General features: G+C 70.8%; 36 protein-coding genes. 34 read left to right on the top strand and 2 right to left on the bottom strand.

Annotated elements, in window-relative coordinates; genetic code table 11:
- Positions 1-107 precede the first annotated feature (107 nt).
- Positions 108-1,301, top strand: coding sequence for an elongation factor Tu (tuf, locus tag LO771_RS06070; protein WP_230648794.1), 1,194 nt, complete (start codon positions 108-110; stop codon positions 1,299-1,301).
- Positions 1,302-1,474: 173 nt separating this feature from the next.
- Here the strand turns inward: tuf and LO771_RS06065 are convergent, their stop codons facing one another.
- A complete protein-coding gene (locus LO771_RS06065; protein ID WP_230648792.1) occupies positions 1,475-3,808 on the bottom strand; it encodes a protein kinase in 2,334 nt (777 codons plus the stop codon).
- 629 nt (positions 3,809-4,437) lie between these two features.
- Here LO771_RS06065 and rpsJ point away from each other — a divergent pair.
- The 31 genes from rpsJ (at position 4,438) to truA (ending at position 21,814) form a co-directional block, all read left to right on the top strand.
- Positions 4,438-4,746: a 30S ribosomal protein S10 gene (rpsJ, locus tag LO771_RS06060; RefSeq protein WP_020549238.1), complete on the top strand. Its 309-nt coding sequence runs from the start codon at positions 4,438-4,440 to the stop codon at positions 4,744-4,746.
- A gap of 14 nt (positions 4,747-4,760) precedes the next feature.
- The gene (gene rplC / locus LO771_RS06055) at positions 4,761-5,405 is read left to right on the top strand and encodes a 50S ribosomal protein L3 (RefSeq protein ID WP_230648790.1); all 645 of its coding nucleotides are present in this window, start codon (positions 4,761-4,763) and stop codon (positions 5,403-5,405) included.
- Positions 5,406-5,410: 5 nt separating this feature from the next.
- Positions 5,411-6,088 (top strand): 50S ribosomal protein L4, encoded by a 678-nt coding sequence (gene rplD / locus LO771_RS06050; protein ID WP_230648788.1) that lies wholly within the window; start codon positions 5,411-5,413, stop codon positions 6,086-6,088.
- Positions 6,088-6,408 carry a 50S ribosomal protein L23 gene (gene rplW / locus LO771_RS06045; protein WP_230648785.1) on the top strand — a complete coding sequence of 107 codons (321 nt, stop codon included), beginning with the start codon at positions 6,088-6,090 and terminating at the stop codon, positions 6,406-6,408. The genes rplD and rplW overlap by 1 nt, the downstream gene beginning before the upstream one ends.
- A gap of 42 nt (positions 6,409-6,450) precedes the next feature.
- Positions 6,451-7,287: a 50S ribosomal protein L2 gene (gene rplB / locus LO771_RS06040; RefSeq protein ID WP_230648782.1), complete on the top strand. Its 837-nt coding sequence runs from the start codon at positions 6,451-6,453 to the stop codon at positions 7,285-7,287.
- Between the two features lie 11 nt (positions 7,288-7,298).
- Positions 7,299-7,580, top strand: coding sequence for a 30S ribosomal protein S19 (gene rpsS / locus LO771_RS06035; RefSeq protein ID WP_230648779.1), 282 nt, complete (start codon positions 7,299-7,301; stop codon positions 7,578-7,580).
- Between the two features lie 52 nt (positions 7,581-7,632).
- Positions 7,633-7,980: a 50S ribosomal protein L22 gene (gene rplV, locus LO771_RS06030; RefSeq protein ID WP_230649076.1), complete on the top strand. Its 348-nt coding sequence runs from the start codon at positions 7,633-7,635 to the stop codon at positions 7,978-7,980.
- Positions 7,980-8,822 carry a 30S ribosomal protein S3 gene (rpsC, locus tag LO771_RS06025; protein ID WP_230648776.1) on the top strand — a complete coding sequence of 281 codons (843 nt, stop codon included), beginning with the start codon at positions 7,980-7,982 and terminating at the stop codon, positions 8,820-8,822. The genes rplV and rpsC overlap by 1 nt, the downstream gene beginning before the upstream one ends.
- 4 nt (positions 8,823-8,826) lie before the next feature.
- On the top strand, positions 8,827-9,246 hold the full coding sequence (gene rplP, locus LO771_RS06020; protein ID WP_055585134.1) for a 50S ribosomal protein L16: 420 nt from the start codon (positions 8,827-8,829) through the stop codon (positions 9,244-9,246).
- The gene (gene rpmC / locus LO771_RS06015) at positions 9,246-9,470 is read left to right on the top strand and encodes a 50S ribosomal protein L29 (protein WP_230648773.1); all 225 of its coding nucleotides are present in this window, start codon (positions 9,246-9,248) and stop codon (positions 9,468-9,470) included. The genes rplP and rpmC overlap by 1 nt, the downstream gene beginning before the upstream one ends.
- A complete protein-coding gene (rpsQ, locus tag LO771_RS06010) occupies positions 9,470-9,748 on the top strand; it encodes a 30S ribosomal protein S17 (RefSeq protein ID WP_230648771.1) in 279 nt (92 codons plus the stop codon). The genes rpmC and rpsQ overlap by 1 nt, the downstream gene beginning before the upstream one ends.
- Positions 9,749-9,847: 99 nt before the next feature.
- On the top strand, positions 9,848-10,216 hold the full coding sequence (gene rplN / locus LO771_RS06005; protein ID WP_230648770.1) for a 50S ribosomal protein L14: 369 nt from the start codon (positions 9,848-9,850) through the stop codon (positions 10,214-10,216).
- A gap of 15 nt (positions 10,217-10,231) precedes the next feature.
- Positions 10,232-10,555, top strand: coding sequence for a 50S ribosomal protein L24 (gene rplX / locus LO771_RS06000; RefSeq protein WP_230649075.1), 324 nt, complete (start codon positions 10,232-10,234; stop codon positions 10,553-10,555).
- Positions 10,555-11,124: a 50S ribosomal protein L5 gene (gene rplE / locus LO771_RS05995; RefSeq protein WP_230648768.1), complete on the top strand. Its 570-nt coding sequence runs from the start codon at positions 10,555-10,557 to the stop codon at positions 11,122-11,124. Before rplX ends, rplE begins: the two co-directional genes overlap by 1 nt.
- Before the next feature lie 2 nt (positions 11,125-11,126).
- Positions 11,127-11,312 (top strand): type Z 30S ribosomal protein S14, encoded by a 186-nt coding sequence (locus LO771_RS05990; RefSeq protein WP_104816571.1) that lies wholly within the window; start codon positions 11,127-11,129, stop codon positions 11,310-11,312.
- 188 nt (positions 11,313-11,500) lie between these two features.
- Positions 11,501-11,908 carry a 30S ribosomal protein S8 gene (gene rpsH, locus LO771_RS05985; RefSeq protein ID WP_111489788.1) on the top strand — a complete coding sequence of 136 codons (408 nt, stop codon included), beginning with the start codon at positions 11,501-11,503 and terminating at the stop codon, positions 11,906-11,908.
- A 22-nt stretch (positions 11,909-11,930) separates the two neighbouring features.
- A complete protein-coding gene (gene rplF, locus LO771_RS05980; protein ID WP_230648765.1) occupies positions 11,931-12,470 on the top strand; it encodes a 50S ribosomal protein L6 in 540 nt (179 codons plus the stop codon).
- Between the two features lie 3 nt (positions 12,471-12,473).
- Positions 12,474-12,857 (top strand): 50S ribosomal protein L18, encoded by a 384-nt coding sequence (gene rplR / locus LO771_RS05975; RefSeq protein WP_230648762.1) that lies wholly within the window; start codon positions 12,474-12,476, stop codon positions 12,855-12,857.
- A 46-nt stretch (positions 12,858-12,903) separates the two neighbouring features.
- Positions 12,904-13,515 (top strand): 30S ribosomal protein S5, encoded by a 612-nt coding sequence (gene rpsE, locus LO771_RS05970; RefSeq protein ID WP_230648760.1) that lies wholly within the window; start codon positions 12,904-12,906, stop codon positions 13,513-13,515.
- Positions 13,515-13,697: a 50S ribosomal protein L30 gene (gene rpmD, locus LO771_RS05965; protein ID WP_030300409.1), complete on the top strand. Its 183-nt coding sequence runs from the start codon at positions 13,515-13,517 to the stop codon at positions 13,695-13,697. Before rpsE ends, rpmD begins: the two co-directional genes overlap by 1 nt.
- Before the next feature lies 1 nt (position 13,698).
- Entirely contained in the window at positions 13,699-14,151 is a 453-nt protein-coding gene (rplO, locus tag LO771_RS05960; RefSeq protein ID WP_230648757.1) for a 50S ribosomal protein L15, read from the top strand.
- Between the two features lie 203 nt (positions 14,152-14,354).
- Positions 14,355-15,668: a preprotein translocase subunit SecY gene (gene secY, locus LO771_RS05955; RefSeq protein ID WP_230648754.1), complete on the top strand. Its 1,314-nt coding sequence runs from the start codon at positions 14,355-14,357 to the stop codon at positions 15,666-15,668.
- Entirely contained in the window at positions 15,668-16,315 is a 648-nt protein-coding gene (locus tag LO771_RS05950; RefSeq protein ID WP_230648751.1) for an adenylate kinase, read from the top strand. The genes secY and LO771_RS05950 overlap by 1 nt, the downstream gene beginning before the upstream one ends.
- A 158-nt stretch (positions 16,316-16,473) precedes the next feature.
- Complete coding sequence (gene map / locus LO771_RS05945) at positions 16,474-17,307, top strand: type I methionyl aminopeptidase (protein WP_230648748.1); 834 nt, start codon at positions 16,474-16,476, stop codon at positions 17,305-17,307.
- A 167-nt stretch (positions 17,308-17,474) separates the two neighbouring features.
- Positions 17,475-17,696: a translation initiation factor IF-1 gene (gene infA / locus LO771_RS05940; protein WP_014144336.1), complete on the top strand. Its 222-nt coding sequence runs from the start codon at positions 17,475-17,477 to the stop codon at positions 17,694-17,696.
- An 87-nt stretch (positions 17,697-17,783) separates the two neighbouring features.
- Positions 17,784-17,897, top strand: coding sequence for a 50S ribosomal protein L36 (rpmJ, locus tag LO771_RS05935; protein WP_009740505.1), 114 nt, complete (start codon positions 17,784-17,786; stop codon positions 17,895-17,897).
- A 164-nt stretch (positions 17,898-18,061) separates the two neighbouring features.
- Positions 18,062-18,442, top strand: coding sequence for a 30S ribosomal protein S13 (rpsM, locus tag LO771_RS05930; RefSeq protein WP_230648746.1), 381 nt, complete (start codon positions 18,062-18,064; stop codon positions 18,440-18,442).
- Positions 18,443-18,516: 74 nt separating this feature from the next.
- Positions 18,517-18,924 carry a 30S ribosomal protein S11 gene (gene rpsK / locus LO771_RS05925; RefSeq protein WP_037575384.1) on the top strand — a complete coding sequence of 136 codons (408 nt, stop codon included), beginning with the start codon at positions 18,517-18,519 and terminating at the stop codon, positions 18,922-18,924.
- A 123-nt stretch (positions 18,925-19,047) separates the two neighbouring features.
- Positions 19,048-20,070, top strand: coding sequence for a DNA-directed RNA polymerase subunit alpha (locus LO771_RS05920; RefSeq protein ID WP_055585118.1), 1,023 nt, complete (start codon positions 19,048-19,050; stop codon positions 20,068-20,070).
- Positions 20,071-20,216: 146 nt separating this feature from the next.
- Positions 20,217-20,744, top strand: coding sequence for a 50S ribosomal protein L17 (gene rplQ / locus LO771_RS05915; RefSeq protein ID WP_230648744.1), 528 nt, complete (start codon positions 20,217-20,219; stop codon positions 20,742-20,744).
- Between the two features lie 152 nt (positions 20,745-20,896).
- On the top strand, positions 20,897-21,814 hold the full coding sequence (truA, locus tag LO771_RS05910) for a tRNA pseudouridine(38-40) synthase TruA (protein ID WP_230649074.1): 918 nt from the start codon (positions 20,897-20,899) through the stop codon (positions 21,812-21,814).
- A 48-nt stretch (positions 21,815-21,862) separates the two neighbouring features.
- Here the strand turns inward: truA and LO771_RS05905 are convergent, their stop codons facing one another.
- A complete protein-coding gene (locus LO771_RS05905) occupies positions 21,863-23,029 on the bottom strand; it encodes a hypothetical protein (RefSeq protein WP_230648741.1) in 1,167 nt (388 codons plus the stop codon).
- A gap of 142 nt (positions 23,030-23,171) precedes the next feature.
- On the opposite strand from LO771_RS05905, the gene LO771_RS05900 reads away from it, so the two are divergent.
- Complete coding sequence (locus LO771_RS05900) at positions 23,172-24,821, top strand: ATP-binding cassette domain-containing protein (RefSeq protein WP_230648738.1); 1,650 nt, start codon at positions 23,172-23,174, stop codon at positions 24,819-24,821.
- 324 nt (positions 24,822-25,145) lie between these two features.
- Entirely contained in the window at positions 25,146-25,589 is a 444-nt protein-coding gene (rplM, locus tag LO771_RS05895; RefSeq protein ID WP_230648735.1) for a 50S ribosomal protein L13, read from the top strand.
- Positions 25,590-25,607: the final 18 nt, after the last annotated feature.

Below are 25,607 nucleotides of genomic sequence, written 5' to 3'. Positions count from 1 at the left end.
CCCCACCCGCGGGCCGGGTCCGTTCGCAGACCAGCGTCCGGAGCCGTCCCGACCAAGACCAACTGACGTCGTACGGCGTACAGAACCAGTCCCACAGGAGGACCCCAGTGGCGAAGGCGAAGTTCGAGCGGACTAAGCCGCACGTCAACATCGGCACCATCGGTCACATCGACCACGGTAAGACCACCCTTACCGCGGCGATCACCAAGGTGCTGCACGACGCGTACCCGGAGATCAACCCCTTCACGCCGTTCGACCAGATCGACAAGGCGCCGGAGGAGCGGCAGCGCGGTATCACCATCTCCATCGCGCACGTCGAGTACCAGACCGAGGCGCGTCACTACGCCCACGTCGACTGCCCGGGTCACGCGGACTACATCAAGAACATGATCACCGGTGCCGCCCAGATGGACGGCGCCATCCTCGTGGTCGCCGCCACCGACGGCCCGATGCCGCAGACCAAGGAGCACGTCCTCCTGGCCCGCCAGGTCGGCGTCCCCTACATCGTCGTCGCCCTGAACAAGGCCGACATGGTGGACGACGAGGAGATCCTGGAGCTCGTCGAGCTCGAGGTCCGCGAGCTCCTCTCCGAGTACGAGTTCCCGGGCGACGACCTCCCGGTCGTGCGCGTCTCGGCGCTCAAGGCGCTCGAGGGCGACAAGGAGTGGGGCGAGAAGCTCCTCGGCCTCATGCACGCGGTGGACGAGAACATCCCCACCCCCGAGCGTGACGTCGACAAGCCGTTCCTGATGCCGATCGAGGACGTCTTCACGATCACCGGTCGTGGCACCGTCGTCACCGGCCGCATCGAGCGCGGTGTCCTCAAGGTGAACGAGACCGTCGACATCGTCGGTATCAAGCCCACCAAGACCACCACCACGGTCACCGGCATCGAGATGTTCCGCAAGCTGCTCGACGAGGGCCAGGCGGGCGAGAACGTCGGTCTGCTCCTCCGCGGCATCAAGCGCGAGGACGTCGAGCGCGGCCAGGTCATCATCAAGCCGGGTTCGGTCACGCCGCACACCGACTTCGAGGCCCAGGCCTACATCCTGTCGAAGGACGAGGGTGGCCGCCACACCCCGTTCTTCAACAACTACCGCCCGCAGTTCTACTTCCGTACCACGGACGTGACCGGCGTCGTGACCCTCCCCGAGGGCACCGAGATGGTCATGCCGGGCGACAACACCGCCATGACGGTCGCGCTGATCCAGCCGGTCGCCATGGAGGAGGGCCTGAAGTTCGCCATCCGCGAGGGTGGCCGCACCGTCGGCGCCGGCCAGGTCACCAAGATCGTCAAGTGACGACCTGAGGGACCTGCCTGCCCGTCAGGCACACCCCGAGGGCCCCGCACCCCGTCCGTGAGGACGGCGGTGCGGGGCCCTCGGGCTTTTCCGTGCGGAGGACGCCCCCGCCCGGGCCTGCCGCCCGGACCCCGGCCCCGCGCGCGGGACGGCCCCCTTCCGGCCCCGCCCGCTCAGCGGCGGGGCCAGGCGGGGTGGCTCTCCCAGGATGCGCCGGTGGTGAGCTCCCGCGCGCCGGTGCCGTCGGCGCGGACCGCCCAGATCCGGGGCTCGGGGATCGGCCCGCGGACGTAGGCGATCCACGCGCCGTCGGCCGACCAGGACGGGTCCATCTCGTGGTCGGCGCTCGCCGCCACGGTCCGGTCGCCCCGGCCGTCCGCACCCACGACGTGGATGTCCCCCTTGCCCGGCCCGCTGGTGGTGCTGCCGCTGGTGTACGCGATCCGCCTGCCGTCCGGCGACCACGCGGGGTCCAGGGCCCGTACGGGCGCGTGCGTCACCTGGCGGCGGGCGCCGTCCTGCGTGTACGGGTCCGTCAGGTAGACCTGCCAGGTGCCGCTGCGCTGCGTGCAGAAGGCGACGGACCTCCCGTCGGGGGACCAGGCGGGGTCCTCGATCCTCTCCGTGCCGGTGGTGAGCGGCCGGCTGCTCCCGTCGGAGACCGTCACCACCACCAGCTGCTGCACGCCCTCCACGACCTGCAGGGCGGCGAGCCGCGTCCCGTCCGGCGACCAGGAGACCCGGCTGCCCTTCGCGATGGGCGCGATCCTCCGCGCGCCGGTGCCGTCCCTGCGGGCGGTCCACACCGCCGAGCTGTCGCCGTCGGTGCGGGTGAAGGCGAAGGACCGCCCGTCGGGCGCCCACTGGGGGAGGCTGTCGCAGCTGCCGTCCCGGACGAGCGGGGACGGGGCGTCCCGCCCGGTGGGCCGCGTGCCGATCACGGAGCGGCAGTGCTTCCCGAGGACGTTGCCGGGCAGGTCCAGCCGGATCAGCAGCTGCGCGTCGGGCGGCCCCGCCGGGGCGGAGGCGGAGGCCCCCGGTGACGGGGTCCCGGGGCCCGCGTCCTTCCCCTTCCCGCCGCCGAACTGGTCGAGGGCCATGGGGACGGCGGAGGCGGCGGCCAGGACCGCGACGGCGGCCGCCGCCAGGGGCAGCCGCCGCCGGGTGCGGCCCGGCGGCGGGGGAGCGGGGCTCCACGGGGCGGTCGCGGCCTGTGACGGCGCGGCGGCGGCACCCGGCCCGGCACCCGGCCCGGCGGCCCCGCCGGGGGCGGACCCTCCTGGCGGCGGGGCGTCCGCCCCGCCGGGAATCGGCCGTGCGCCGCCGCCGGGGACCGGCTGCGGGGTGCCCCGGTCGGCGGCGGTCGGCCGAGGGGGCGCCGGGAGCGACGGCGCCGTGGGCGTCGCCGCCACCGCCGGGCCTGCCGCCCGCTCGGCCGCCTGACGCGCCGTCGGGTCCGCCGCCCGATCCGCCGTCGGTAGCAGGGCCGGTACCGCTCCCGGCCCGGGACCCGCTCCCGGTGCCGCCGCGGGGGCGGCCTCCGCCGGCGCCCCGGCCCCCGACCCCGCGCCGGCCCCCGACCCCGCCCCGGCCCCCGACCCCGCCCCGGTCCCGGCCGGGCGGCGGGCGCCCGGGACCCGCGCCGCGTGCTCGGCGAGGAGGGCCCGGACGTCCTCGGGCAGCCAATCGCCCTCGTCGTCGCGGTCCGGCACCACCAGCCGGTCCAGCAGGGCCCGCGGCGACGGCCGCGCCGCGGGGTCCTTGGCCAGGCAGGCGGCGACGGTCCCGCGCAGCCCCTCCGGCACGGCCCGGAGGTCGGGCTCCTCGTGGACGATCCGGTACAGCACGGAGGCCGACGGGCCGTCACCGAAGGGCAGGGCGCCCGCCGCGCGGCAGAGCACGACGCCGAGGGCGAAGACGTCCACGGCGGGGCTCACGGCGCCGCCGGTGAGCTGCTCGGGCGCGAGGAAGCCGGGGGTGCCGACCTGGAGGCCGGTCAGGGTGAGCGAGGTGTGGTCCAGGGCGCGGGCGATCCCGAAGTCGATGACGCGCGGGCCGTCGTCGGCCACGATGATGTTGGCGGGCTTGAGGTCGCGGTGCACGACGCCGGCCCCGTGGACCGCCTCCAGGGCCTCGGCCAGTCCGGCGGCGAGCACGGTCAGCGTGTCGGCCGGCAGCGGGCCGCACCGGCCCACCACCTCGTGCAGGGAGGGTCCCGGCACGTACGCGGTGACCAGCCACGGCGGGTCGCCGTCGGGGTCCGCGTCCACGACGGGCGCGGTGTGGAAGCCGCCGACCCGCCGTGCCGCCGCGACCTCCTGGGCGAACCGCCGCCGGAAGCCGCGGTCCTCGGCGAGCTGCGGCCGCACGACCTTGACGGCGACCGTCCGTCCGGAGGGGGACCGCCCGAGGTAGACCACCCCCATGCCGCCGCTGCCCAGCCGGGCGGTGATCCGGTACCTTCCCCCGCCCACCGTCTCCGGGTCGCCTGCCTGAAGCGGCTTCATGGTCCCGTCCCCATCGGTCCGCACCGCCTGCGCGCGGTGACGTCTCTCAGTACCGCCGGTGAGGACTGCCGTCAAGCGTCCGCCGGTTGCGCGCGGCCCCGGCGGGGGCCGGGGGCGTGCGGACGCCGCCGCGGCGGCGCGGGCGGGAGGGCGCGGAGAGGAGGCGGGGGCCGGGACGGTGGGGAGGCGGCGGGGGAGGCGAGGGGGCGCGGGAGGAGCCGCGGTACGCCGGGGGTTTGACAGTCGGCACCGTGCGGGTAGTGTCATGCGCTCCGATTGGCCCCCGGCGCGCCCGGTGTGGCACACTGTCCGAGTTGCTCGGTTGAGTGCCGATGCTGCGCGCCTCCCGCCGGGAGGACCGGAAGCGAGTCCCACAGTACTCGTCGCCCCCGTGATGCCTGCTGTTGCAGTAGCTGCGAGGGCGGACGTACGGGAATCTTCCGGGAAGCGTGGGCGGGGCCTCGACCCGGCGCCTGAAGGCCGTCCGCGGCCCGGAGCAGAAGCCTCCTGGGGATTCTTTCAAGGGTTTACTGCGAGCGGGAGTGCGACACACCCGACCGCGTGGGTCGGACAAGCGGCCGATCGGGCGCCGTAGTGGCAAGACGACAGACAAGGACTACGAAGTAGCCATGGCGGGACAGAAGATCCGCATCCGGCTCAAGGCCTACGACCACGAGGTGATCGACTCCTCGGCGAAGAAGATCGTCGAGACCGTCACCCGTACTGGTGCGCAGGTCGCGGGCCCGGTGCCGCTGCCCACTGAGAAGAACGTGTACTGCGTCATCCGCTCGCCGCACAAGTACAAGGACTCGCGCGAGCACTTCGAGATGCGTACGCACAAGCGCCTGATCGACATCCTCGACCCCACCCCGAAGACGGTTGACTCGCTGATGCGTCTCGACCTGCCGGCCGGTGTCGACATCGAGATCAAGCTCTGAGAGGCGCACCGAAGATGGCTAAGCAGATTAAGGGCATCCTGGGCGAGAAGCTCGGCATGACCCAGGTCTGGGACGAGAACAACCGGATCGTTCCGGTCACCGTCGTCAAGGCCGGGCCGAATGTCGTGACCCAGGTCCACACCGCTGACACCACCGGCTACGACTCGGTGCAGATCGGCTTCGGCGAGATCGACCCGCGCAAGGTGAACAAGCCCCTCCAGGGCCACTTCTCCAAGGCCGGCGTCACTCCCCGCCGCCACCTGGTCGAGCTGCGCACCGCTGACGCGTCCGAGTACACCCTGGGCCAGGAGATCACCGCCGAGGTGTTCGACGCCGGTGTCAAGGTCGACGTGACCGGCACCAGCAAGGGCAAGGGCACCGCCGGTGTCATGAAGCGCCACGGCTTCAAGGGCCTGGGCGCCGGACACGGCACGCAGCGCAAGCACCGCTCGCCCGGCTCCATCGGTGGCTGCGCCACCCCGGGCCGCGTGTTCAAGGGCCTCCGTATGGCGGGCCGCATGGGCAACGAGCGTGTGACCACCCAGAACCTGACCGTTCACGCCGTTGACGCGGAGAAGGGCCTGCTGCTCATCAAGGGCGCAATCCCTGGTCCGAACGGCGGCCTCGTCCTGGTCCGCACCGCGGCCAAGGGGGCCTGAAGCAGATGAGCACCATTGACATCCTCTCGCCCGTGGGCGAGAAGGCCGGCTCCGTCGAGCTGCCCGCCGAGATCTTCGACGCCAAGGTCAGCATTCCGCTGATCCACCAGGTCGTCGTCGCCCAGCTGGCCGCTGCCCGCCAGGGCACCCACAAGACGAAGACCCGCGGCGAGGTCCGCGGCGGCGGCAAGAAGCCGTACCGCCAGAAGGGCACCGGCCGCGCCCGTCAGGGCTCGACCCGCGCGCCGCAGTTCGCCGGTGGTGGCGTCGTGCACGGTCCCGTGCCGCGCGACTACTCGCAGCGGACCCCGAAGAAGATGAAGGCCGCCGCCCTGCGCGGTGCCCTCACCGACCGGGCCCGCCACAACCGCATCCACGTCGTCACCGGTGTGGTCGCGACCGAGCAGCCCTCCACCAAGGCTGTCCGTGAGCTGTTCGGCAAGATCAGCGAGCGCAAGAACGTCCTCCTCGTCGTCGAGCGCGACGACGAGCTGGCGATCAAGTCGGCTCGCAACCTGCCGTCGGTGCACATCCTGGACGCGGGCCAGCTGAACACGTACGACGTGCTCGTCTCCGACGATGTGGTCTTCACCCAGGCCGCCTTCGAGCGCTTCGTGGCCGGTCCGGCCGCGTCCGCCAAGGCCGTCGCGTCCGAGGGCGAGCTCGAAGGGAGCGCCGCCTGATGAGCGAGCAGATCACCTCCAAGACCTTCACGGACCCCCGTGACGTCCTGGTGAAGCCGGTCATCTCCGAGAAGAGCTACAGCCTCCTCGACGAGAACAAGTACACGTTCATCGTGTCGCCGGGCGCGAACAAGACCCAGATCAAGCAGGCGGTCGAGTCCGTCTTCTCGGTCAAGGTCACCGCGGTCAACACGATCAACCGGCAGGGGAAGCGCAAGCGCTCCAAGACCGGTTTCGGCAAGCGCAAGGACACCAAGCGCGCCGTCGTGACCCTGGCCGAGGGCAGCCGCATCGACATCTTCGGTGGTCCGGTCTCCTAACGGAGCATCGGATCGTCGATACGGACGAGGACGAAAGAAGCCATGGGCATCCGCAAGTACAAGCCGACGACCCCGGGCCGTCGTGGTTCCAGCGTCGCCGACTTCGTCGAGATCACGCGGTCCACGCCGGAGAAGTCGCTGGTTCGCCCCCTGCACAGCAAGGGCGGCCGTAACAACGCCGGTCGTATCACCGCTCGCCACCAGGGTGGCGGACACAAGCGCGCCTACCGCGTGATCGACTTCCGTCGCCACGACAAGGACGGCGTGCCGGCCAAGGTCGCGCACATCGAGTACGACCCCAACCGCACCGCCCGCATCGCGCTGCTCCACTACGCGGACGGCGAGAAGCGCTACATCCTGGCCCCGGCCAAGCTGCAGCAGGGCGACCGGGTCGAGAACGGCCCCGGCGCCGACATCAAGCCGGGCAACAACCTCTCGCTCCGCAACATCCCGGTCGGCACCGTCGTGCACGCCGTGGAGCTGCGTCCGGGCGGCGGCGCCAAGATGGGCCGCTCCGCCGGCGCCAGCATCCAGCTGCTGGCGAAGGAGGGCCGCTTCGCGACCCTCCGCATGCCGTCGGGTGAGATCCGCCAGGTCGACGTGCGCTGCCGCGCCACCGTCGGCGAGGTCGGCAACGCCGAGCAGTCGAACATCAACTGGGGCAAGGCCGGCCGTATGCGCTGGAAGGGCGTCCGCCCGACCGTCCGCGGTGTGGCCATGAACCCGATCGACCACCCGCACGGTGGTGGTGAGGGCAAGACCTCCGGTGGTCGCCACCCGGTCTCGCCGTGGGGCAAGCCCGAGGGCCGTACCCGTCGCCCGAACAAGGCCTCGGACAAGCTCATCGTGCGCCGCCGCAAGACCAACAAGAAGCGCTAGGAGCAGGTTCGATGCCGCGCAGCCTCAAGAAGGGCCCCTTCATCGACGACCACCTCGCCAAGAAGGTGGACGCCCAGAACGAAGCGGGTACCCAGAACGTCATCAAGACCTGGTCCCGGCGCTCCATGATCGTGCCGTCCATGCTCGGGCACACGATCGCGGTGCACGACGGCCGCAAGCACGTCCCGGTGTTCGTCACCGAGTCGATGGTCGGCCACAAGCTCGGTGAGTTCGCGCCGACCCGCACCTTCCGCGGCCACGAGAAGGACGACCGCAAGTCGCGTCGTCGCTGATCTGCGGAAATAGCGAAGACCGATGACTGACACCATCAACAAGGGGACAACCATGGAAGCCAGGGCCCAGGCGCGGTACATCCGCGTCACGCCCATGAAGGCCCGCCGCGTGGTGGACCTCATCCGTGGCATGAGTGCCACGGAGGCCCAGGCGGTCCTGCGTTTCGCTCCGCAGGCCGCGACCGTGCCGGTCGGCAAGGTGCTGGACAGCGCCATCGCCAACGCCGTGCACAACTACAACCACAACAACGTGGACGACCTCTACGTCTCCGAGGCGTACGTCGACGAGGGCCCGACCCTGAAGCGGTTCCGGCCGCGCGCCCAGGGCCGCGCCTACCGGATCCGCAAGCGGACCAGCCACATCACCGTGGTCGTCAGCAGCAAGGAAGGGACCCGGTAATGGGCCAGAAGGTTAACCCGCACGGGTTCCGGCTCGGCATCACCACGGACTTCAAGTCCCGCTGGTACGCCGACAAGCTGTACAAGGACTACGTCAAGGAAGACGTCGCCATCCGCCGGATGATGACGAAGGGCATGGAGCGGGCCGGCATCTCCAAGGTGGAGATCGAGCGCACCCGCGACCGCGTCCGCGTCGACATCCACACCGCCCGGCCGGGCATCGTCATCGGCCGCCGCGGCGCGGAGGCCGACCGCATCCGCGGCGACCTGGAGAAGCTCACCGGCAAGCAGGTGCAGCTGAACATCCTCGAGGTCAAGAACCCCGAGATGGACGCTCAGCTGGTCGCCCAGGGCGTCGCCGAGCAGCTCTCCTCCCGCGTGTCCTTCCGTCGTGCCATGCGCAAGTCGATGCAGGGCACCATGAAGTCGGGCGCCAAGGGCATCAAGGTCCAGTGCTCCGGCCGTCTCGGCGGTGCCGAGATGTCCCGCTCGGAGTTCTACCGCGAGGGTCGCGTGCCGCTGCACACCCTGCGCGCCAACGTGGACTACGGCTTCTTCGAGGCCCGTACCACCTTCGGCCGCATCGGTGTGAAGGTCTGGATCTACAAGGGCGACGTCAAGAACATCGCCGAGGTCCGCGCCGAGAACGCCGCCGCCCGCGCCGGCAACCGCCCGGCCCGCGGCGCCGCCGACCGTCCGGCCCGTGGCGGCCGCGGTGGCGAGCGCGGTGGCCGCGGTGGCCGCCGTCCGCAGCAGGGTGCCGAGGCCCAGGCCTCGACCGCCCCCGCCGAGACGCCGGCCGCCGAGGCGCCGGCTTCCAACAACGCTGGAACGGAGGCCTGACCCAATGCTGATCCCTCGCAGGGTCAAGCACCGCAAGCAGCACCACCCCAAGCGGCGTGGCGCTGCCAAGGGCGGCACTGAGCTCGCGTTCGGCGAGTACGGCATCCAGGCCGTCACCCCGGCCTACGTGACGAACCGGCAGATCGAGTCCGCTCGTATCGCCATCACCCGTCACATCCGCCGTGGCGGCAAGGTCTGGATCAACATCTACCCGGACCGCCCGCTCACGAAGAAGCCCGCCGAGACCCGCATGGGTTCCGGCAAGGGCTCGCCGGAGTGGTGGGTTGCGAACGTCCACCCGGGACGGGTGATGTTCGAGCTGTCCTACCCCAACGAGAAGGTGGCTCGTGAGGCGCTGACCCGCGCTGCTCACAAGCTCCCGATGAAGTGCCGGATTGTCCGGCGCGAGGCAGGTGAGAGCTGATGTCGGCCGGCACCAAGGCTGCTGAGCTTCGCGGTCTGGCCGACGACGAGCTCGTCGGCAAGCTCCGTGAGGCCAAGGAGGAGCTGTTCAACCTCCGCTTCCAGGCGGCGACCGGGCAGCTCGAGAACCACGGTCGGCTTCGCGCCGTCCGGAAGGACATCGCGCGGATCTACACCCTGATGCGCGAGCGCGAGCTGGGCATCGAGACGGTGGAGAACGCCTGATGACTGAGAACGAGAAGAACACCGAGGCACGCGGCTTCCGCAAGACCCGCGAGGGTCTGGTCGTCAGCGACAAGATGGACAAGACCGTCGTCGTCGCCGTTGAGGACCGCGTCAAGCACGCGCTGTACGGCAAGGTCATCCGCCGTACGAACAAGCTGAAGGCGCACGACGAGCAGAACGCCTGTGGCGTCGGCGACCGCGTCCTCCTCATGGAGACCCGGCCGCTGTCCGCGACGAAGCGCTGGCGCGTCGTCGAGATCCTCGAGAAGGCCAAGTAACGAACGCGATTGGGTGCGGCCGTATGTGCCCGGTGCCGTCAGGCGACCGGGTGAGCAGCGGCCGGCCCGGTCCCGATCGTTGACGATCAGGAGAAAGACGTGATCCAGCAGGAGTCGCGACTGCGAGTCGCCGACAACACGGGTGCCAAGGAGATCCTCTGCATCCGCGTTCTCGGTGGCTCCGGCCGGCGCTACGCGGGCATCGGGGACGTCATCGTGGCTACCGTCAAGGACGCGATCCCCGGTGGCAACGTGAAGAAGGGCGACGTCGTCAAGGCCGTCGTCGTGCGGACCGTGAAGGAGCGCCGTCGTCCCGACGGTTCCTACATCCGCTTCGACGAGAACGCCGCGGTCGTCCTCAAGAACGACGGTGACCCCCGTGGTACCCGCATCTTCGGCCCCGTGGGCCGTGAGCTGCGCGAGAAGAAGTTCATGAAGATCATCTCGCTCGCGCCGGAGGTGCTCTAACCGATGGCTGACAGCATGAAGATCAAGAAGGGTGACCTGGTCCAGGTCATCACCGGCAAGGACAAGGGCAAGCAGGGCAAGGTCATCCAGGCCTTCCCCGCCGAGCAGCGCGTCCTGGTCGAGGGTGTCAACCGGGTCAAGAAGCACACCAAGGTCGGCCAGACCGCCCGTGGTTCCCAGACCGGCGGCATCGTGACCACCGAGGCCCCCGTCCACGTCAGCAACGTTCAGCTGGTCGTGGAGAAGGACGGCAAGAAGGTCGTCACCCGCGTCGGCTACCGCTTCGACGACGAGGGCAACAAGATCCGCGTTGCCAAGCGGACCGGTGAGGACATCTGATGAGCGAGACCACTGTCGAGAAGGTGCAGCCGCGCCTCAAGGAGCGGTACCGCGCTGAGATCAAGGGCCAGCTGCAGGAGCAGTTCTCGTACGAGAACCCCATGCTGATCCCCGGCCTGGTCAAGGTCGTCGTCAACATGGGTGTCGGCGAGGCCGCCCGTGACAGCAAGCTGATCGAGGGCGCCATCCGCGACCTCACCGCGATCACCGGCCAGAAGCCGGCTGTCACGAAGGCCCGCAAGTCCATCGCGCAGTTCAAGCTGCGCGAGGGCCAGCCGATCGGCACCCACGTCACCCTCCGGGGCGACCGCATGTGGGAGTTCGTGGACCGTCTGGTGTCGCTGGCGCTCCCGCGCATCCGCGACTTCCGCGGTCTGTCGCCGAAGCAGTTCGACGGCCGTGGCAACTACACGTTCGGTCTGACCGAGCAGGTCATGTTCCACGAGATCGACCAGGACAAGGTCGACCGTCAGCGGGGCATGGACATCACCGTTGTCACCACCGCCCAGACTGACGACGAGGGCCGGGCGCTGCTGCGCGCCCTCGGCTTCCCGTTCAAGGAGAACTGACCGTGGCGAAGAAGTCCCTCATCGCGAAGTCGGAGCGCAAGCCGAAGTTCGCTGTCCGCGGCTACACCCGCTGCCAGCGCTGCGGCCGCCCGCACTCCGTGTACCGCAAGTTCGGCCTCTGCCGTGTGTGCCTTCGTGAGATGGCCCACCGCGGCGAGCTGCCGGGCGTGACCAAGAGCTCCTGGTAGCACCCGGGGCGCCCCGACCCCGACGCGTTTGGGACTCCGTAGCACAGTCCCGTAAAGTGTTGGGGTCGGGCGCCCTGCTGCCCGGAATTCGTCTTACTACACCGTAGGTCCCTGCCGCGCCTATCGCGCCCCTCGCGGGGCGGGCTGCGCGCTGTCGGAAACCGCGGTGAGAGAGGCCTAAGGCCATCATGACCATGACCGACCCGATCGCAGACATGCTGACGCGTCTGCGGAACGCGAACTCGGCTTACCACGACTCCGTGGCCATGCCGGCGAGCAAGATCAAGGCGCACATCGCCGAGATCCTCCAGCAGGAGGGCTACATCTCCGGCTGGAAGGTCGAGGAGCCGCAGGAGAACGAGGTCGGCAAGAAGCTGACCATCGAGCTCAAGTTCGGCCCCAACCGCGAGCGCTCGATCGCCGGCATCAAGCGCATCAGCAAGCCGGGCCTGCGGGTCTACGCAAAGTCCACCAACCTGCCGAAGGTCCTCGGTGGCCTGGGTGTCGCGATCATCTCGACGTCCCAGGGCCTCCTGACGGGCCAGCAGGCCGCCAAGAAGGGTGTGGGCGGGGAAGTCCTCGCCTACGTCTGGTAATTCGGGAAACGGAGGTATAGCCATGTCGCGAATTGGACGGCTGCCCATCCCGGTTCCCGCCGGCGTGGACGTCACCATCGATGGCCGGACGGTCTCGGTGAAGGGCCCCAAGGGTTCCCTCTCCCACACCGTCGCTGCGCCGATCGAGATCGGCAAGGGCGAGGACGGCAACCTGGTCGTCACGCGTCCCAACGACGAGCGTCAGTCGAAGGCCCTGCACGGCCTGAGCCGCACGCTGGTGGCGAACATGATCACCGGCGTGACCGCGGGCTACCGCAAGTCGCTCGAGATCAGCGGTGTCGGTTACCGCGTGGCCGCGAAGGGCTCCTCGATGGAGTTCTCCCTCGGCTACAGCCACCCGATCCTGGTCGAGGCCCCTGAGGGCATCACCTTCCAGGTCGAGTCGCCCACCAAGTTCCACGTGGACGGCATCGACAAGCAGAAGGTCGGCGAGGTCGCCGCGAAGATCCGCAAGCTGCGCAAGCCCGACCCGTACAAGGCCAAGGGCGTGAAGTACGCGGGCGAGGTCATCCGCCGCAAGGTCGGAAAGGCTGGTAAGTAAGCCATGGCAGTCGGTGTGAAGATCGGCAAGGGCAACGCCTACAAGGGCACCGCCCGCAAGCGCCGCGCCATCCGCGTTCGCAAGCGCGTCGTCGGCAGCGAGGTGCGTCCGCGCCTCGTCGTGACCCGCTCGAACCGCCACATGGTGGCCCAGGTCATCGACGACGCCCAGGGTCACACCCTGGCGTCGGCGTCCACCCTCGACGTGTCGATCCGCGGCAACGAGGGCGACAAGACCGAGCAGGCCAAGAAGGTCGGAGCCCTGGTCGCCGAGCGTGCCAAGGCCGCCGGCATCGAGCAGGTCGTCTTCGACCGCGCGGGCAACCGCTACGCCGGCCGCATCGCGGCCCTGGCGGACGCGGCCCGTGAGGCCGGGCTCGACTTCTGAGCCGTTCGTCGCAAGCTAGCGGACGTAAACGAGAGAGGTAATTCCAATGGCTGGACCCCAGCGCCGCGGTGGCGGCGCCGGTGGCGGCGAGCGGCGTGACCGTAAGCGGGACGGTCGGGACGGCGGCCAGGCCGCCGAGAAGACCGCCTACGTCGAGCGCGTCGTCGCGATCAACCGCGTCGCCAAGGTTGTCAAGGGTGGTCGTCGCTTCAGCTTCACCGCGCTGGTCGTGGTGGGCGACGGCGACGGCACCGTCGGTGTCGGCTACGGCAAGGCCAAGGAGGTGCCGGCCGCCATCGCCAAGGGTGTGGAGGAGGCCAAGAAGCACTTCTTCAAGGTCCCCCGTATCCAGGGCACCATCCCGCACCCCATCCAGGGTGAGAAGGCCGCGGGCGTCGTGCTGCTGAAGCCGGCCTCCCCCGGTACCGGCGTCATCGCCGGCGGCCCGGTGCGCGCCGTCCTGGAGTGCGCCGGCGTCCACGACATCCTGTCGAAGTCGCTCGGCTCCGACAACGCCATCAACATCGTGCACGCCACGGTGGAGGCTCTGAAGGGGCTCGTCCGCCCCGAGGAGATCGCCGCCCGCCGCGGCCTGCCGCTCGAGGACGTCGCCCCCGCCGCACTGCTGCGGGCGCGCGCTGCGGGGGCGAGTGCCTGATGGCTCGCCTGAAGATCACGCAGACCAAGTCCTACATCGGCAGCAAGCAGAACCACCGCGAGACGCTGCGCTCGCTGGGTCTCAAGCGCATGCACGATGTGGTCGTGAAGGAGGACCGTCCCGAGATCCGCGGGATGGCCCAGACCGTGCGTCACCTCGTCACGGTCGAGGAGGTGGACTGACATGGGCGACAACCCGATCAAGATCCACAACCTGCGGCCCGCCCCGGGCGCCAAGACCGCCAAGACCCGCGTGGGTCGTGGTGAGGCGTCCAAGGGCAAGACCGCCGGTCGTGGCACCAAGGGCACCAAGGCCCGCTACCAGGTTCCGCAGCGCTTCGAGGGTGGCCAGATGCCCCTCCACATGCGCCTGCCGAAGCTGAAGGGCTTCAAGAACCCCTTCAAGGTCGAGTTCCAGGTCGTGAACCTGGACAAGCTCGCGGCCCTCTACCCGCAGGGTGGCGAGGTCACCGTGGCCGACCTGGTCGCGAAGGGCGCGGTTCGCAAGAACCAGCTCGTCAAGGTGCTCGGCACCGGCGAGGTCTCCGTGGCGCTGCAGGTGACGGTCGACGCCGTCTCCGGCTCCGCCAAGGAGAAGATCACCGCCGCCGGCGGTACCGTGACCGAGCTCATCTGAGCCCTCGGCCGGAAGCAGTGAGTACGGGGCCGTCCCTCCTCCGAGGGGCGGCCCCGTCCCATTTGCGGGTGGCATCCGCCGCGGAGCGGGCCACGCGCTTCATCAGGGTGGCCACGCACTGTTAGAGTCCGTGGAGTCCACCCTTACGCCCCTTCATCACCGACCCTTCCGCCGACGACGCGCGGGAGGCGCAGGAGGCACCCGTGCTCAGTGCGTTCGCGCGGGCGTTCAAGACGCCCGACCTGCGCAAGAAGCTGCTGTTCACACTGGGCATCATGGTGCTGTTCCGGATGGGCGCGCACGTACCCGTGCCGGGGGTCAGCTTCGAGAACGTCCAGACGTGCATCGACGAGAGCAAGGGCAGCCAGGGCCTGTTCGGCCTGGTGAACCTGTTCAGCGGCGGTGCGCTGCTCCAGCTGACGATCTTCGCCCTCGGCATCATGCCGTACATCACCGCCAGCATCATCCTCCAGCTCCTCACCGTGGTGATCCCGCGGCTGGAGGCGCTGAAGAAGGAGGGCCAGGCGGGCACGGCGAAGATCACCCAGTACACCCGGTACCTCACCATCGCCCTCGCCGTGCTCCAGGGCACCGGCATCGTGGCGACGGCCTCCAGCGGCGCGCTCTTCAGCGGCTGCTCGGTGGGCAACCAGATCGTGCCGGACACCGGCGTCTTCCGGATCGCCACCATGGTCATCACCATGACCGCCGGCACCACCGTGATCATGTGGCTCGGCGAGCTCATCACCGACCGCGGCATCGGCAACGGCATGTCGATCCTGATCTTCACCTCGATCGCGGCCGGCTTCCCGACCTCCCTGTGGGCGATCAAGCTCCAGGGCAAGATCGGCGGCGGCTGGGTGGAGTTCCTCAGCGTCATCGCCATCGGCCTGGTCGTGGTCGCGCTCGTCATCTTCGTCGAGCAGGCCCAGCGCCGGATCCCGGTCCAGTACGCCAAGCGCATGATCGGGCGCCGCGCCTTCGGCGGCACCTCGACCTACATCCCCCTCAAGGTGAACCAGGCCGGCGTCATCCCGGTCATCTTCGCCTCGTCGCTGCTCTACATCCCGTCGCTGGCGGCCCAGCTGACCGGGAGCACCGCCGGGTGGGCGGTCTGGATCAAGGACAACTTCACCCGCGGCGACCACCCGATCTACATGGTCGTCTACTTCGTGCTGATCGTCTTCTTCGCCTTCTTCTACGTCGCGATCTCCTTCAACCCCGAGGAAGTCGCCGACAACATGAAGAAGTATGGTGGTTTCATCCCGGGCATCCGGGCAGGCCGCCCCACCGCGGAGTACCTGAACTACGTCCTCACCAGGATCACCTGGCCCGGTTCCCTCTATCTGGGCATCATCGCGCTGATCCCGATGATCGCCCTGGTGGCGTTCAAGGCCAACCAGAACTTCCCGTTCGGCGGCACCAGCATCCTCATCGTCGTGGGTGTCGGCCTCGAAACTGTCAAGCAGATCGAGAGCCAGCTCCAGCAGCGCAACTACGAAGGGTTCCTCCGCTGATGCGAATCGTCCTCGTCGGACCGCCCGGGGCCGGGAAGGGGACCCAGGCCCATCTCCTGGCCAAGACCCTCTCGATCCCGCACATCTCCACCGGCGACCTGTTCCGCGCCAACATCAGCCAGGGCACCCCGCTGGGGCTCGAGGCGAAGGCGTACATGGACGCGGGCAAGCTGGTGCCGGACGAGATCACCATCGGCATGGCCAAGGACCGCATGACCCAGCCGGACGCCGCCAAGGGCTTCCTGCTGGACGGCTTCCCGCGGAACCTCGGCCAGGCCAAGGCGCTCGACGAGATCCTGGCCGACGCCGGGATAGCGCTGGACGGCGTGCTCGACCTCGAGGTCCCCGAGGAGGAGGTCGTCAAGCGCATCGCCGGCCGACGGCTGTGCCGCAACAACGGCAGCCACGTCTTCCACGTGGACTACAACCCGCCGGCGCAGGACGGCGTCTGCGACGAGTGCGGCGGCGAGCTGTACCAGCGCACGGACGACACCGAGGAGGCCGTCCGGGTCCGCCTCGAGGAGTACCACAGCAAGACCGAGCCGATCATCGGCTACTACGCGGACCAGGGCCTGCTGGTGACCATCCCGGCACTGGGCCGGGTCTCCGAGGTCACGGAGCGCGCCATCGAGGCGCTCCGCAGGTAGCGCACGCACGCACGACCGGGCCGCGGCCGCCGCAGGGCGGTGCCGCGGCCCGGTGTGCTTCCCGGGTGCGGCGAGGCCGTACCGTGGAGGGGCCGGGCGGACCGCCCGACCGGCCAGGGCATGGAGAACACGCAGTGGTGCTGGGAAGGCGAGACCGCATGGTAGAGATCAAGACCCCCGAGCAGATCGCGAAGATGCGTGAGGCCGGGCTGGTCGTCGCCGAGGCGCTGAAGGCGTGCCGCGAGGCGGCCGTCCCCGGCGTCACCACGAAGGAGCTCGACGCCGTCGCGGCGAAGGTGATCGCCGACCACGGCGCCACCTCCAACTTCCTCGGCTACCACGGCTTCACCGGCACCATCTGCTCCTCGGTGAACGACGTGGTCGTCCACGGCATCCCGGGCGACCTGGAGCTGCGGTCCGGCGACGTCATCTCCATCGACTGCGGCGCGATCGTCGACGGCTGGCACGGCGACGCCGCGATCACCGTGCTCGTCGGCGACGGCCACGGCGAGGAGCTCCACGAGCTGAGCCGCGTCACCGAGGCCTCGATGTGGGCCGGCATCGCCGCGGTGCGCAAGGGCAACCGGCTCCAGGACGTGAGCCGCGCCATCGAGTCGTACATCCGCCGCCAGCCGCTGCCGCCCAAGGGCAAGTACGGCATCGTCGAGGGCTACGGCGGCCACGGCATCGGCACCGCCATGCACATGGACCCGCACGTGCTGAACTACGTCGACCGCGGCCGCGGCCGGGGCCCGAAGCTGGTGGAGGGCCTCTGCATCGCCATCGAGCCGATGGTGAGCCTGGGGACCCCGCACACCCACGTCCTCGAGGACGACTGGACGGTCAAGACCAACGACGGCACCTGGGCCGCGCACTGGGAGCACTCGGTCGCGCTCACCGAGCAGGGCCCGCTCGTGCTCACCGCCTTCGACGGCGGCCGGGCGGAGCTCGCCGCGCTGGGCGTCACCGCCGCCCCCGACCCGCTGGGCTGAGCCTCCCGCCGGCCCCGACCGGCCCGGACCCGCCGGTCCGGGCCGGTTTCGCGTTTGGTTGCCCCCTGAAGTAGACTGACGCGTCGGCTCATTCCTGGCTTCGGCACGGCCGTGCCCGGGATGAGACGATCACGGTAGTCGAGCCCGGAAGGCGATCAGCGAACCTTATGCCCAAGAAGCAAGGGGCCATCGAGATCGAGGGCACCGTCATCGAGTCTCTGCCGAACGCGATGTTCAAGGTGGAGCTCCAGAACGGGCACAAGGTCCTCGCGCACATCAGCGGCAAGATGCGGATGCACTACATCCGCATCCTCCCGGACGACCGCGTCGTCGTCGAGCTCAGCCCGTACGACCTCACCCGCGGGCGCATCGTCTACCGCTACAAGTAGGACCCAGACAGATCTCGCGCCGTGACGGCCGCGCCCTCGAGGGGGTGCGGCCCTCTCGTGGCGCACGACCCGGAGAACCTGAATCCCATGAAGGTCAAGCCGAGCGTCAAGAAGATCTGCGACAAGTGCAAGGTGATCCGCCGCCACGGCCGGGTCATGGTGATCTGCGAGAACCTGCGCCACAAGCAGCGCCAGGGCTGATCATCCCCCTTCTGCACCTGCCGTAACTCTTCGCGCGACGCGAATTTCCCACGCGGTGCCCGTCCCCTCCCGGGGGCGCCACCCCCGGCGGAGGCCGGGGCCTCCCGCAGCAGCGGGAGAGGCGGCACCGCGCCAAACCTCCGAAGAACCACAGGAGCCACTCCATGGCACGCCTTGTCGGCGTCGACCTCCCCCGCGAGAAGCGGATCGAGATCGCCCTCACCTACATTTTCGGCATCGGCCGCACCCGTGCCCAGCAGACGCTGGCCGAGACCGGCGTGAACCCGGACGTCCGCGTCCGTGACATCGCCGAGGACGACCTGGTCAAGCTCCGCGACTGGATCGAGGCCAACTACAAGATCGAGGGCGACCTCCGCCGCGAGGTCCAGGCCGACATCCGCCGCAAGGTCGAGATCGGCTGCTACGAGGGTCTGCGCCACCGCCGCGGCCTCCCGGTCCACGGTCAGCGCACCCACACCAACGCCCGTACCCGCAAGGGCCCGCGTCGCGCCATCGCCGGCAAGAAGAAGCCGGGCAAGAAGTAGTCCGCTCCCAGAACCGGACTTCCCATCCGGCCCGCTGGTAGCGGACCGACCACCTCATCAGGAGATTCAGACTTATGCCTCCGAAGGGCCGTCAGGCTGCGGGCGCCAAGAAGGTGCGCCGCAAGGAGAAGAAGAACGTCGCTCACGGGCACGCCCACATCAAGAGCACGTTCAACAACACGATCGTCTCGATCACCGACCCGACCGGCAACGTGATCTCGTGGGCGTCCGCCGGCCACGTCGGCTTCAAGGGCTCCCGCAAGTCCACGCCGTTCGCCGCGCAGATGGCGGCCGAGGCCGCCGCCCGCCGCGCCCAGGAGCACGGCATGCGCAAGGTCGACGTCTTCGTCAAGGGCCCCGGCTCCGGCCGTGAGACCGCGATCCGCTCCCTCCAGGCCACCGGCCTCGAGGTCGGCTCGATCCAGGACGTCACCCCGACCCCGCACAACGGCTGCCGCCCGCCGAAGCGCCGCCGCGTCTGACCTTTCGGTCGGACCGGGGTCCGCTCGACCCCGTACGGGCTCCCCTCCACCGGGGGAGCCCGTACGCTTGAGTCCATCGGCATCAAATAGCGGGTGCCGAAGACAACTGGAGGAACACCTCTCATGCTGATCGCTCAGCGTCCCTCGTTGACCGAAGAGGTCGTCGACGAGTTCCGCTCCCGGTTCGTGATCGAGCCGCTGGAGCCGGGCTTCGGCTACACCCTCGGCAACTCGCTCCGCCGCACGCTCCTCTCCTCGATCCCGGGTGCCGCCGTCACCTCGATCCGGATCGACGGCGTCCTGCACGAGTTCACCACCGTGCCGGGCGTCAAGGAGGACGTCACCGACCTCATCCTCAACATCAAGCAGCTGGTCGTCTCCTCGGAGCACGACGAGCCGGTCGTGATGTACCTGCGCAAGCAGGGCCCGGGTGTGGTCACCGCCGCCGACATCGCGCCCCCGGCCGGTGTCGAGGTGCACAACCCCGAGCTGGTCCTCGCCACCCTGAACGGCAAGGGCAAGCTGGAGATGGAGCTGACCGTCGAGCGCGGTCGCGGCTACGTCTCCGCCGTGCAGAACAAGCAGTCCGGCCAGGAGATCGGCCGGATCCCGGTCGACTCGATCTACAGCCCCGTGCTGAAGGTCACCTACAAGGTCGAGGCGACCCGTGTCGAGCAGCGCACCGACTTCGACAAGCTGATCGTCGACGTCGAGACCAAGCCCGCCATGCGCCCCCGCGACGCCATGGCCTCGGCCGGCAAGACCCTCGTCGAGCTGTTCGGCCTCGCCCGCGAGCTGAACGTCGACGCCGAGGGCATCGACATGGGCCCGTCCCCCACGGACGCCGCCCTGGCCGCCGACCTGGCGCTGCCGATCGAGGAGCTGGAGCTCACGGTCCGCTCCTACAACTGCCTCAAGCGTGAGGGCATCCACACCGTGGGTGAGCTCGTCGCCCGCTCGGAGGCCGACCTGCTCGACATCCGCAACTTCGGTGCGAAGTCGATCGACGAGGTCAAGGCGAAGCTGGCCGGCATGGGCCTGGCCCTCAAGGACAGCCCGCCCGGGTTCGACCCGACCGCCGCCGCCGACGCGTTCGGCGCCGACGACCTCGACGACTCCGGCTACGCGGAGACCGAGCAGTACTGAGCCCCGGCTCCGTACGCAGCACCACCCCGCCGGGCGGCGTCCGCGCCGCCCGGCACCCCTGAGCCAAGTCCTGCGGGCACCGTGCCCGCAGGCCCTCTCCGGTACCTGGTACGGCCGGAGCAGGAGATATGAGGAGATCGATCCCCATGCCGCGTCCCACCAAGGGAGCCCGCCTCGGCGGCGGTCCGTCGCACGAGCGCCTGCTGCTGGCCGGTCTGGCCCGCGAGCTGTTCCAGTACGGCCGCATCACCACCACCGAGGCCAAGGCCCGCCGCCTGCGCCCGGTGGCGGAGAAGCTGATCACCAAGGCGAAGAAGGGCGACCTGCACAACCGTCGCCTGGTGCGCCAGACCATCACCGACGTGTCGGTGCTGCACACCCTCTTCACCGAGATCGCGCCGCGCTACGAGAACCGCCCCGGCGGTTACACCCGCATCACCAAGATCGGCCCCCGTCGCGGCGACAACGCCCCGATGGCCGTGATCGAGCTGGTCGAGGCGCTGACCGTCGCGCAGAACGCGGTGGGCGAGGCCGAGGCCGCCACCAAGCGCGCCGTCAAGGAGGCCGACGAGGCCAAGGCCGCCAAGGCCGAGGGCTCCGAGGACGCCACCTCCGAGCAGGCCACCGAGGCTTCGGCCAAGGAGCAGGCCGAGGGCGACGCCAAGGACGCCTGAGCCCCTCGCAGGGTTCGCAGCGGACGGGCCCGTTCCCCCCACCCGGGGGAGCGGGCCCGTCCCGCCGTATCGGGGCCCGGTGCCCCGACCGCCGTACACCGCCGTACAGGGAGAGTCGAGCAGTGGTGAACGAGTGCGCCGAGACGCCCGCCGTGCCGGACGGGCCGGCCGACGGCGCCGTCCGGGTCCGGCTGGACCTCGCGTACGACGGGACGGACTTCTCCGGCTGGGCCCGGCAGCCCGGCCGGCGGACCGTGCAGGGCGAGGTCGAGGACGCCCTGCGCACGGTGCTCCGCACCGGCCTGCCGGTGGAGCTCACGGTCGCCGGCCGCACCGACGCCGGGGTGCACGCACGCGGGCAGGTGGCCCACGTCGACCTCCCGGCGGAGCTGTGGGAGGCGCACCGGGAGAAGCTGCGCCGCCGGCTCGCCGGGCGGCTGCCCGCGGACGTCCGGGTCTGGTCCCTCACCGAGGCGCCGCACGGCTTCGACGCCCGCTTCGCCGCGGTCTGGCGCCGGTACGCCTACCGGGTCGCCGACCACCCGGGCGGGGTCGACCCGCTGCGGCGCGGGCACGTCCTGTGGCACGACCGCCCGCTGGACGTCGACGCCATGAACGAGGCCGCCGCCCTGCTGCTGGGCGAGCACGACTTCGCCGCGTACTGCAAGAAGCGGGAGGGCGCCACCACGGTGCGCACCCTGCTGGAGCTGGGCTGGGAGCGCACGCCCGCCGACCCCCACGCCTCGCCGGCCACCGGCCCGGCGGGGCCCGCGGCCACCGGCCTCGTGGTCGCCACCGTCCGCGCGGACGCCTTCTGCCACAACATGGTCCGCGCCCTGGTCGGCGCGATGCTGCTGGTCGGCGACGGGCGGCGGCCGGTCGGCTTCCCCGGCGAGGTGCTGGCCGGGCGGGTGCGCAACTCCGCGGTCAACGTGGTCCGGCCGCACGGCCTGACCCTGGAGGAGGTCGGCTACCCGGCCGACGGCCTGCTGATGGAGCGCAACCGCACCGCCCGCCGGATGCGCACCCTGCCGGGCGCGGCCCCCGCCGGGCCCGCCCCGCGGCTCTGAGCCCCCCGCGGGGGTGCCGGCCGGCCCGCCGCGGCGGGCCGGCGGCGGTCAGCCCGTCGGGGCGACGGTGACCGTGCGCTGCGCGGCGGTCAGCCGGCCGCGCTGGAGCAGCGTGAAGCGGGCCAGCTGGGCGATGTCCGCCGAGGCGCGCCCGACGGCCTTGTCCTTCTGGGTCGCCGGCTTCCCGCTCCGGTAGCCGCCCGTGGTGAGGTAGGCGTACCGGCCCGCCGACCCGTAGGTGAGCACGCACTTCACGTCGCGGCAGAACGGGCGGATGGTCCGGTACAGCGAGTAGATGTTGCCGGTCTGCTTCTTCGCGACGGCCTGGGCCTGCTCGGGGGTGTCGAACTCGACGATGCCGACGGTCACCGCGATGTCCCTGGTGATGTACGTCGCCCGGTACACGGCCCGGCACTTGTTGCGGACCAGGATCTCGCCGAGGCCGCTCGAACCCGCCTTGATGCACTCGCCGGTCCCGTGCGGACGGCCGTCCCGGTCGTAGGTGCGGCCGTTGACCGACACGCGGGCGTCCGGGAAGAGCGTGCGGGGGCTGAGCGGGGCGGTGTCCTTGTTCTTGTCGCCGATGATCTCCAGCGGGTCCACCGGCGGCGGGGGCGGCGTGGGGCTCGGCTTCACCGAGGAGACCGACGGCGACGGGCTCGCCGAGGGGCCCGACGCCACGTCCTTGCCGCCGCCGACGTTCAGGGCGACCGCCACGATCCCGGCGACCGCGGCGGCGGCCAGCACGCCGCCGCCCGCCAGGAACAGGCGCCGGCGCCTGCGGGCCGCGGCGTCGTTGCGGTCCGCGAGCGCCGCCCAGTCCGGCTCGGAGGAGTTGCGGGGCAGCGGGTCCGGCGCGGTGTAGGGGCCGGGCTGCGGCAGGCCCTGCTGCGGCGCGCCCTGCCCGCCGGGGTAGCCGTAGCCCCCCTGCTGCGGGTAGCCGTAGCCGCCCGGCTGGCCGGTGGCGTGCGCCGGGAACGCGGAGCCCTGCTGCGGCCCGGGCTGCTGCGGTCCGGGCTGCTGGGGGTGGCCCTGCTGGCCGCCCACCGCGCGCTGCGGCAGGCCCTGCGGTGTCGTCCCGGCGGGGGCCGACGCCTGCGGACCGCCCTGCTGAGCCCCCGGCCACGGCGCGCCGCCCTGCGGGTGCCCGGCCGCGGGCCCCTCCTGCGGCTGCCCGCCGCCCGTCCCCGGAGCAGATCCCCACCCATCGTTCATGGGCCCGAATCCTAGGGCATCCGGGCGGACGCATCCCCGGCCAGGTCGGCGTCCGCCGGTCCGCGCGGCGACGGCGCGGCCCCCGCCGCCCGGGGGGAAAAGCGTTTGGGCGCGGCCCCGCCCTGCGCGCACAATCCCTGCCATGGGACACGTCGAGATCTCGCACCTGGAGTACTACCTGCCGGACGGGCGGGTGCTGTTCGACGACGCGTCCTTCCGTGTCGGCGAGGGCGCCGCGGTGGCGCTGGTCGGAGCCAACGGCGCCGGCAAGACCACCCTGCTGCGGCTGCTCGCCGGCGACGTCCAGCCGCACGGCGGGACCGTCACGGTCGGCGGCGGCCTGGGGGTGATGCGCCAGTTCGTCGGCACCACCGGCCGCGGCCCGGACGGCGGCGCGCTGCCGTCCGACGCCTCCGTCCGCGACCTGCTGGTCTCCGTCGCCCCGCCGCGGATCAGGACCGCCGCGCGGGCGGTGGACGCCGCCGAGCTGGCGATGATGGCGCAGGACGACGAGCCCGCCCAGCTGGACTACGCGCAGGCGCTGGCCGACTGGGCCGACGCCGGCGGCTACGAGTACGAGACCGTCTGGGACGTGTGCACCACCGCCGCCCTCGGCGTCCCCTTCGAGCGCGCCCAGTGGCGCGGGCTCACCACCCTCTCCGGCGGCGAGCAGAAGCGGCTCGTCCTGGAGGCGCTGCTGCGCGGCCCGGACGAGGTGCTGCTGCTGGACGAGCCGGACAACTACCTGGACGTCCCGGGCAAGCGCTGGCTGGAGGAGCAGATCCGGGCCACGCCCAAGACGGTCCTCTTCGTCTCGCACGACCGGGAGCTGCTGGCCCGCACCGCGGACAAGGTCGTCAGCGTGGAGCCCGGCCCGGCGGGCAGCCGGGTGTGGGTGCACGGCGGCGGCTTCGCCTCGTACCACGAGGCGCGCAGGGAGCGCTTCGAGCGGCTGGAGGAGCTGCGCCGCCGCTGGGACGAGGAGCACGCCAAGCTGAGGCAGCTGGTGAACACCCTCAAGACCAAGGCCGCCTTCAACGACGGGCTCGCCTCCCGCTACCAGGCGGCGCAGACCCGGCTGCGGAAGTTCGAGGAGGCCGGGCCGCCGGAGGTGCCGCCGCGCGAGCAGCAGATCTCCATGCGGCTGAAGGGCGGCCGTACCGGCGTGCGGGCCGTGACCTGTGAGGGCCTGGAGCTCACCGGGCTGATGAAGCCGTTCGACCTGGAGGTCTTCTACGGCGAGCGGGTCGCGGTGCTGGGCTCCAACGGCTCCGGGAAGTCGCACTTCCTGCGGCTGCTGGCCGGCGACGCCTCGGTGCGGCACACGGGGGAGTGGCGGCTGGGCGCCCGGGTCGTCCCGGGCCACTTCCGGCAGACGCACGCCCATCCGGAGCTGAGGGGCCGCACGCCCCGGGAGATCCTGGAGACCGAGCACGCGAAGGACCGGGGCCAGGCGATGTCCGCGCTGCGCCGGTACGAGCTGCACGGCCAGGCCGACCTGCGCTTCGAGTCGCTGTCGGGCGGTCAGCAGGCGCGGCTGATGATCCTGCGGCTGGAGCTGTCGGGGGTCACCGCGCTGCTGCTGGACGAGCCCACCGACAACCTGGACCTGGAGAGCGCCGAGGCGCTGCAGGAGGGGCTGGAGTCCTTCGACGGGACGGTGCTCTGCGTCACCCACGACCGGTGGTTCGCCCGGTCCTTCGACCGCTTCCTGGTCTTCGGGCAGGACGGACGGGTGCGGGAGGCGCCGGAGCCGGTCTGGGACGAGGCCCGGGTGGCCCGCGAGCGGTGACCGCCGTGCCCCGGCCGCCGTGCGGGGGCGGCGGCCGGGGCGGACGGAGGGACGCCCGGCGGGGACGGTCGGCGGGGACGACCGGCAGAGATGACCCGTACGCCGTACGGGTCGTTTTGACCCGTCCGCCGTCCGGCCGGTATTCTGCGAGCTTGTTGTGCGTATTGGCTCGCTCCATCTCACGTGAGAGGTCGGTACGCCGGTTCACCGGGCCGATGACCAGCGGACCCGTCCTGTTGCGTCCAGGGCGGCACGTCCAGGCTGATCGTGATCGTCCGGGTGGCCCTGTCAGGACACACTCACTGAAAAGCGAAGGCTACGACCGTGCGTACGTACAGCCCTAAGCCCGGCGACGTCCAGCGTCAGTGGCACGTCATCGACGCGACCGACGTCGTGCTGGGCCGCCTGGCCTCCCAGGCAGCCTCTCTCCTCCGGGGCAAGCACAAGCCGGTGTACGCGCCTCACGTCGACACCGGTGACTTCGTCATCATCGTCAACGCCGACAAGGTGCACCTCTCCGGCAACAAGCGGACCCAGAAGCTGGCCTACCGTCACTCCGGCTACCCGGGCGGTCTCCGCTCGGTCCGCTACGACGACCTCCTCGCGAACAACCCCGAGAAGGCCGTGGAGAAGGCGATCAAGGGCATGCTGCCGAAGAACTCCCTCGGCCGCCAGATGCTCTCCAAGCTCAAGGTGTACTCGGGCGACCAGCACCCCCACGCTGCCCAGCAGCCGGTGCCGTTCGAGATCACCCAGGTCGCGCAGTAATTCCGGCCACCAAACCCC

The organism is Streptacidiphilus sp. ASG 303, from assembly GCF_020991365.1.
In the GTDB taxonomy this organism is placed as follows: domain Bacteria; phylum Actinomycetota; class Actinomycetes; order Streptomycetales; family Streptomycetaceae; genus Peterkaempfera.
This window is presented reverse-complemented; position numbering and strand designations above follow the sequence as displayed.

Bases quoted from the DNA above. Each gene is read 5' to 3' on its own strand.
- rpsM (WP_230648746.1), top strand. From the start codon at position 18,062: ATGGCACGCCTTGTCGGCGTCGACCTCCCCCGCGAGAAGCGGATCGAG.
- rplV (WP_230649076.1), top strand. From the start codon at position 7,633: ATGGAAGCCAGGGCCCAGGCGCGGTACATCCGCGTCACGCCCATGAAG.
- LO771_RS05950 (WP_230648751.1), top strand. From the start codon at position 15,668: ATGCGAATCGTCCTCGTCGGACCGCCCGGGGCCGGGAAGGGGACCCAG.
- rplC (WP_230648790.1), top strand. From the start codon at position 4,761: ATGGCTAAGCAGATTAAGGGCATCCTGGGCGAGAAGCTCGGCATGACC.
- LO771_RS06065 (WP_230648792.1), bottom strand. From the start codon at position 3,808: ATGAAGCCGCTTCAGGCAGGCGACCCGGAGACGGTGGGCGGGGGAAGG.
- rplD (WP_230648788.1), top strand. From the start codon at position 5,411: ATGAGCACCATTGACATCCTCTCGCCCGTGGGCGAGAAGGCCGGCTCC.
- infA (WP_014144336.1), top strand. From the start codon at position 17,475: ATGCCCAAGAAGCAAGGGGCCATCGAGATCGAGGGCACCGTCATCGAG.
- rplE (WP_230648768.1), top strand. From the start codon at position 10,555: ATGAGCGAGACCACTGTCGAGAAGGTGCAGCCGCGCCTCAAGGAGCGG.
- rpmD (WP_030300409.1), top strand. From the start codon at position 13,515: ATGGCTCGCCTGAAGATCACGCAGACCAAGTCCTACATCGGCAGCAAG.
- rpsC (WP_230648776.1), top strand. From the start codon at position 7,980: ATGGGCCAGAAGGTTAACCCGCACGGGTTCCGGCTCGGCATCACCACG.
- rplF (WP_230648765.1), top strand. From the start codon at position 11,931: ATGTCGCGAATTGGACGGCTGCCCATCCCGGTTCCCGCCGGCGTGGAC.
- LO771_RS05905 (WP_230648741.1), bottom strand. From the start codon at position 23,029: ATGAACGATGGGTGGGGATCTGCTCCGGGGACGGGCGGCGGGCAGCCG.
- LO771_RS05900 (WP_230648738.1), top strand. From the start codon at position 23,172: ATGGGACACGTCGAGATCTCGCACCTGGAGTACTACCTGCCGGACGGG.
- rpsJ (WP_020549238.1), top strand. From the start codon at position 4,438: ATGGCGGGACAGAAGATCCGCATCCGGCTCAAGGCCTACGACCACGAG.
- rplW (WP_230648785.1), top strand. From the start codon at position 6,088: ATGAGCGAGCAGATCACCTCCAAGACCTTCACGGACCCCCGTGACGTC.
- rpsQ (WP_230648771.1), top strand. From the start codon at position 9,470: ATGACTGAGAACGAGAAGAACACCGAGGCACGCGGCTTCCGCAAGACC.
- LO771_RS05920 (WP_055585118.1), top strand. From the start codon at position 19,048: ATGCTGATCGCTCAGCGTCCCTCGTTGACCGAAGAGGTCGTCGACGAG.
- rplP (WP_055585134.1), top strand. From the start codon at position 8,827: ATGCTGATCCCTCGCAGGGTCAAGCACCGCAAGCAGCACCACCCCAAG.
- rpmC (WP_230648773.1), top strand. From the start codon at position 9,246: ATGTCGGCCGGCACCAAGGCTGCTGAGCTTCGCGGTCTGGCCGACGAC.
- rplO (WP_230648757.1), top strand. From the start codon at position 13,699: ATGGGCGACAACCCGATCAAGATCCACAACCTGCGGCCCGCCCCGGGC.
- rpsE (WP_230648760.1), top strand. From the start codon at position 12,904: ATGGCTGGACCCCAGCGCCGCGGTGGCGGCGCCGGTGGCGGCGAGCGG.
- rplX (WP_230649075.1), top strand. From the start codon at position 10,232: ATGAAGATCAAGAAGGGTGACCTGGTCCAGGTCATCACCGGCAAGGAC.
- rplR (WP_230648762.1), top strand. From the start codon at position 12,474: ATGGCAGTCGGTGTGAAGATCGGCAAGGGCAACGCCTACAAGGGCACC.
- rpsK (WP_037575384.1), top strand. From the start codon at position 18,517: ATGCCTCCGAAGGGCCGTCAGGCTGCGGGCGCCAAGAAGGTGCGCCGC.
- rplQ (WP_230648744.1), top strand. From the start codon at position 20,217: ATGCCGCGTCCCACCAAGGGAGCCCGCCTCGGCGGCGGTCCGTCGCAC.
- rplB (WP_230648782.1), top strand. From the start codon at position 6,451: ATGGGCATCCGCAAGTACAAGCCGACGACCCCGGGCCGTCGTGGTTCC.
- rpsH (WP_111489788.1), top strand. From the start codon at position 11,501: ATGACCATGACCGACCCGATCGCAGACATGCTGACGCGTCTGCGGAAC.
- rpmJ (WP_009740505.1), top strand. From the start codon at position 17,784: ATGAAGGTCAAGCCGAGCGTCAAGAAGATCTGCGACAAGTGCAAGGTG.
- map (WP_230648748.1), top strand. From the start codon at position 16,474: ATGGTAGAGATCAAGACCCCCGAGCAGATCGCGAAGATGCGTGAGGCC.
- rpsS (WP_230648779.1), top strand. From the start codon at position 7,299: ATGCCGCGCAGCCTCAAGAAGGGCCCCTTCATCGACGACCACCTCGCC.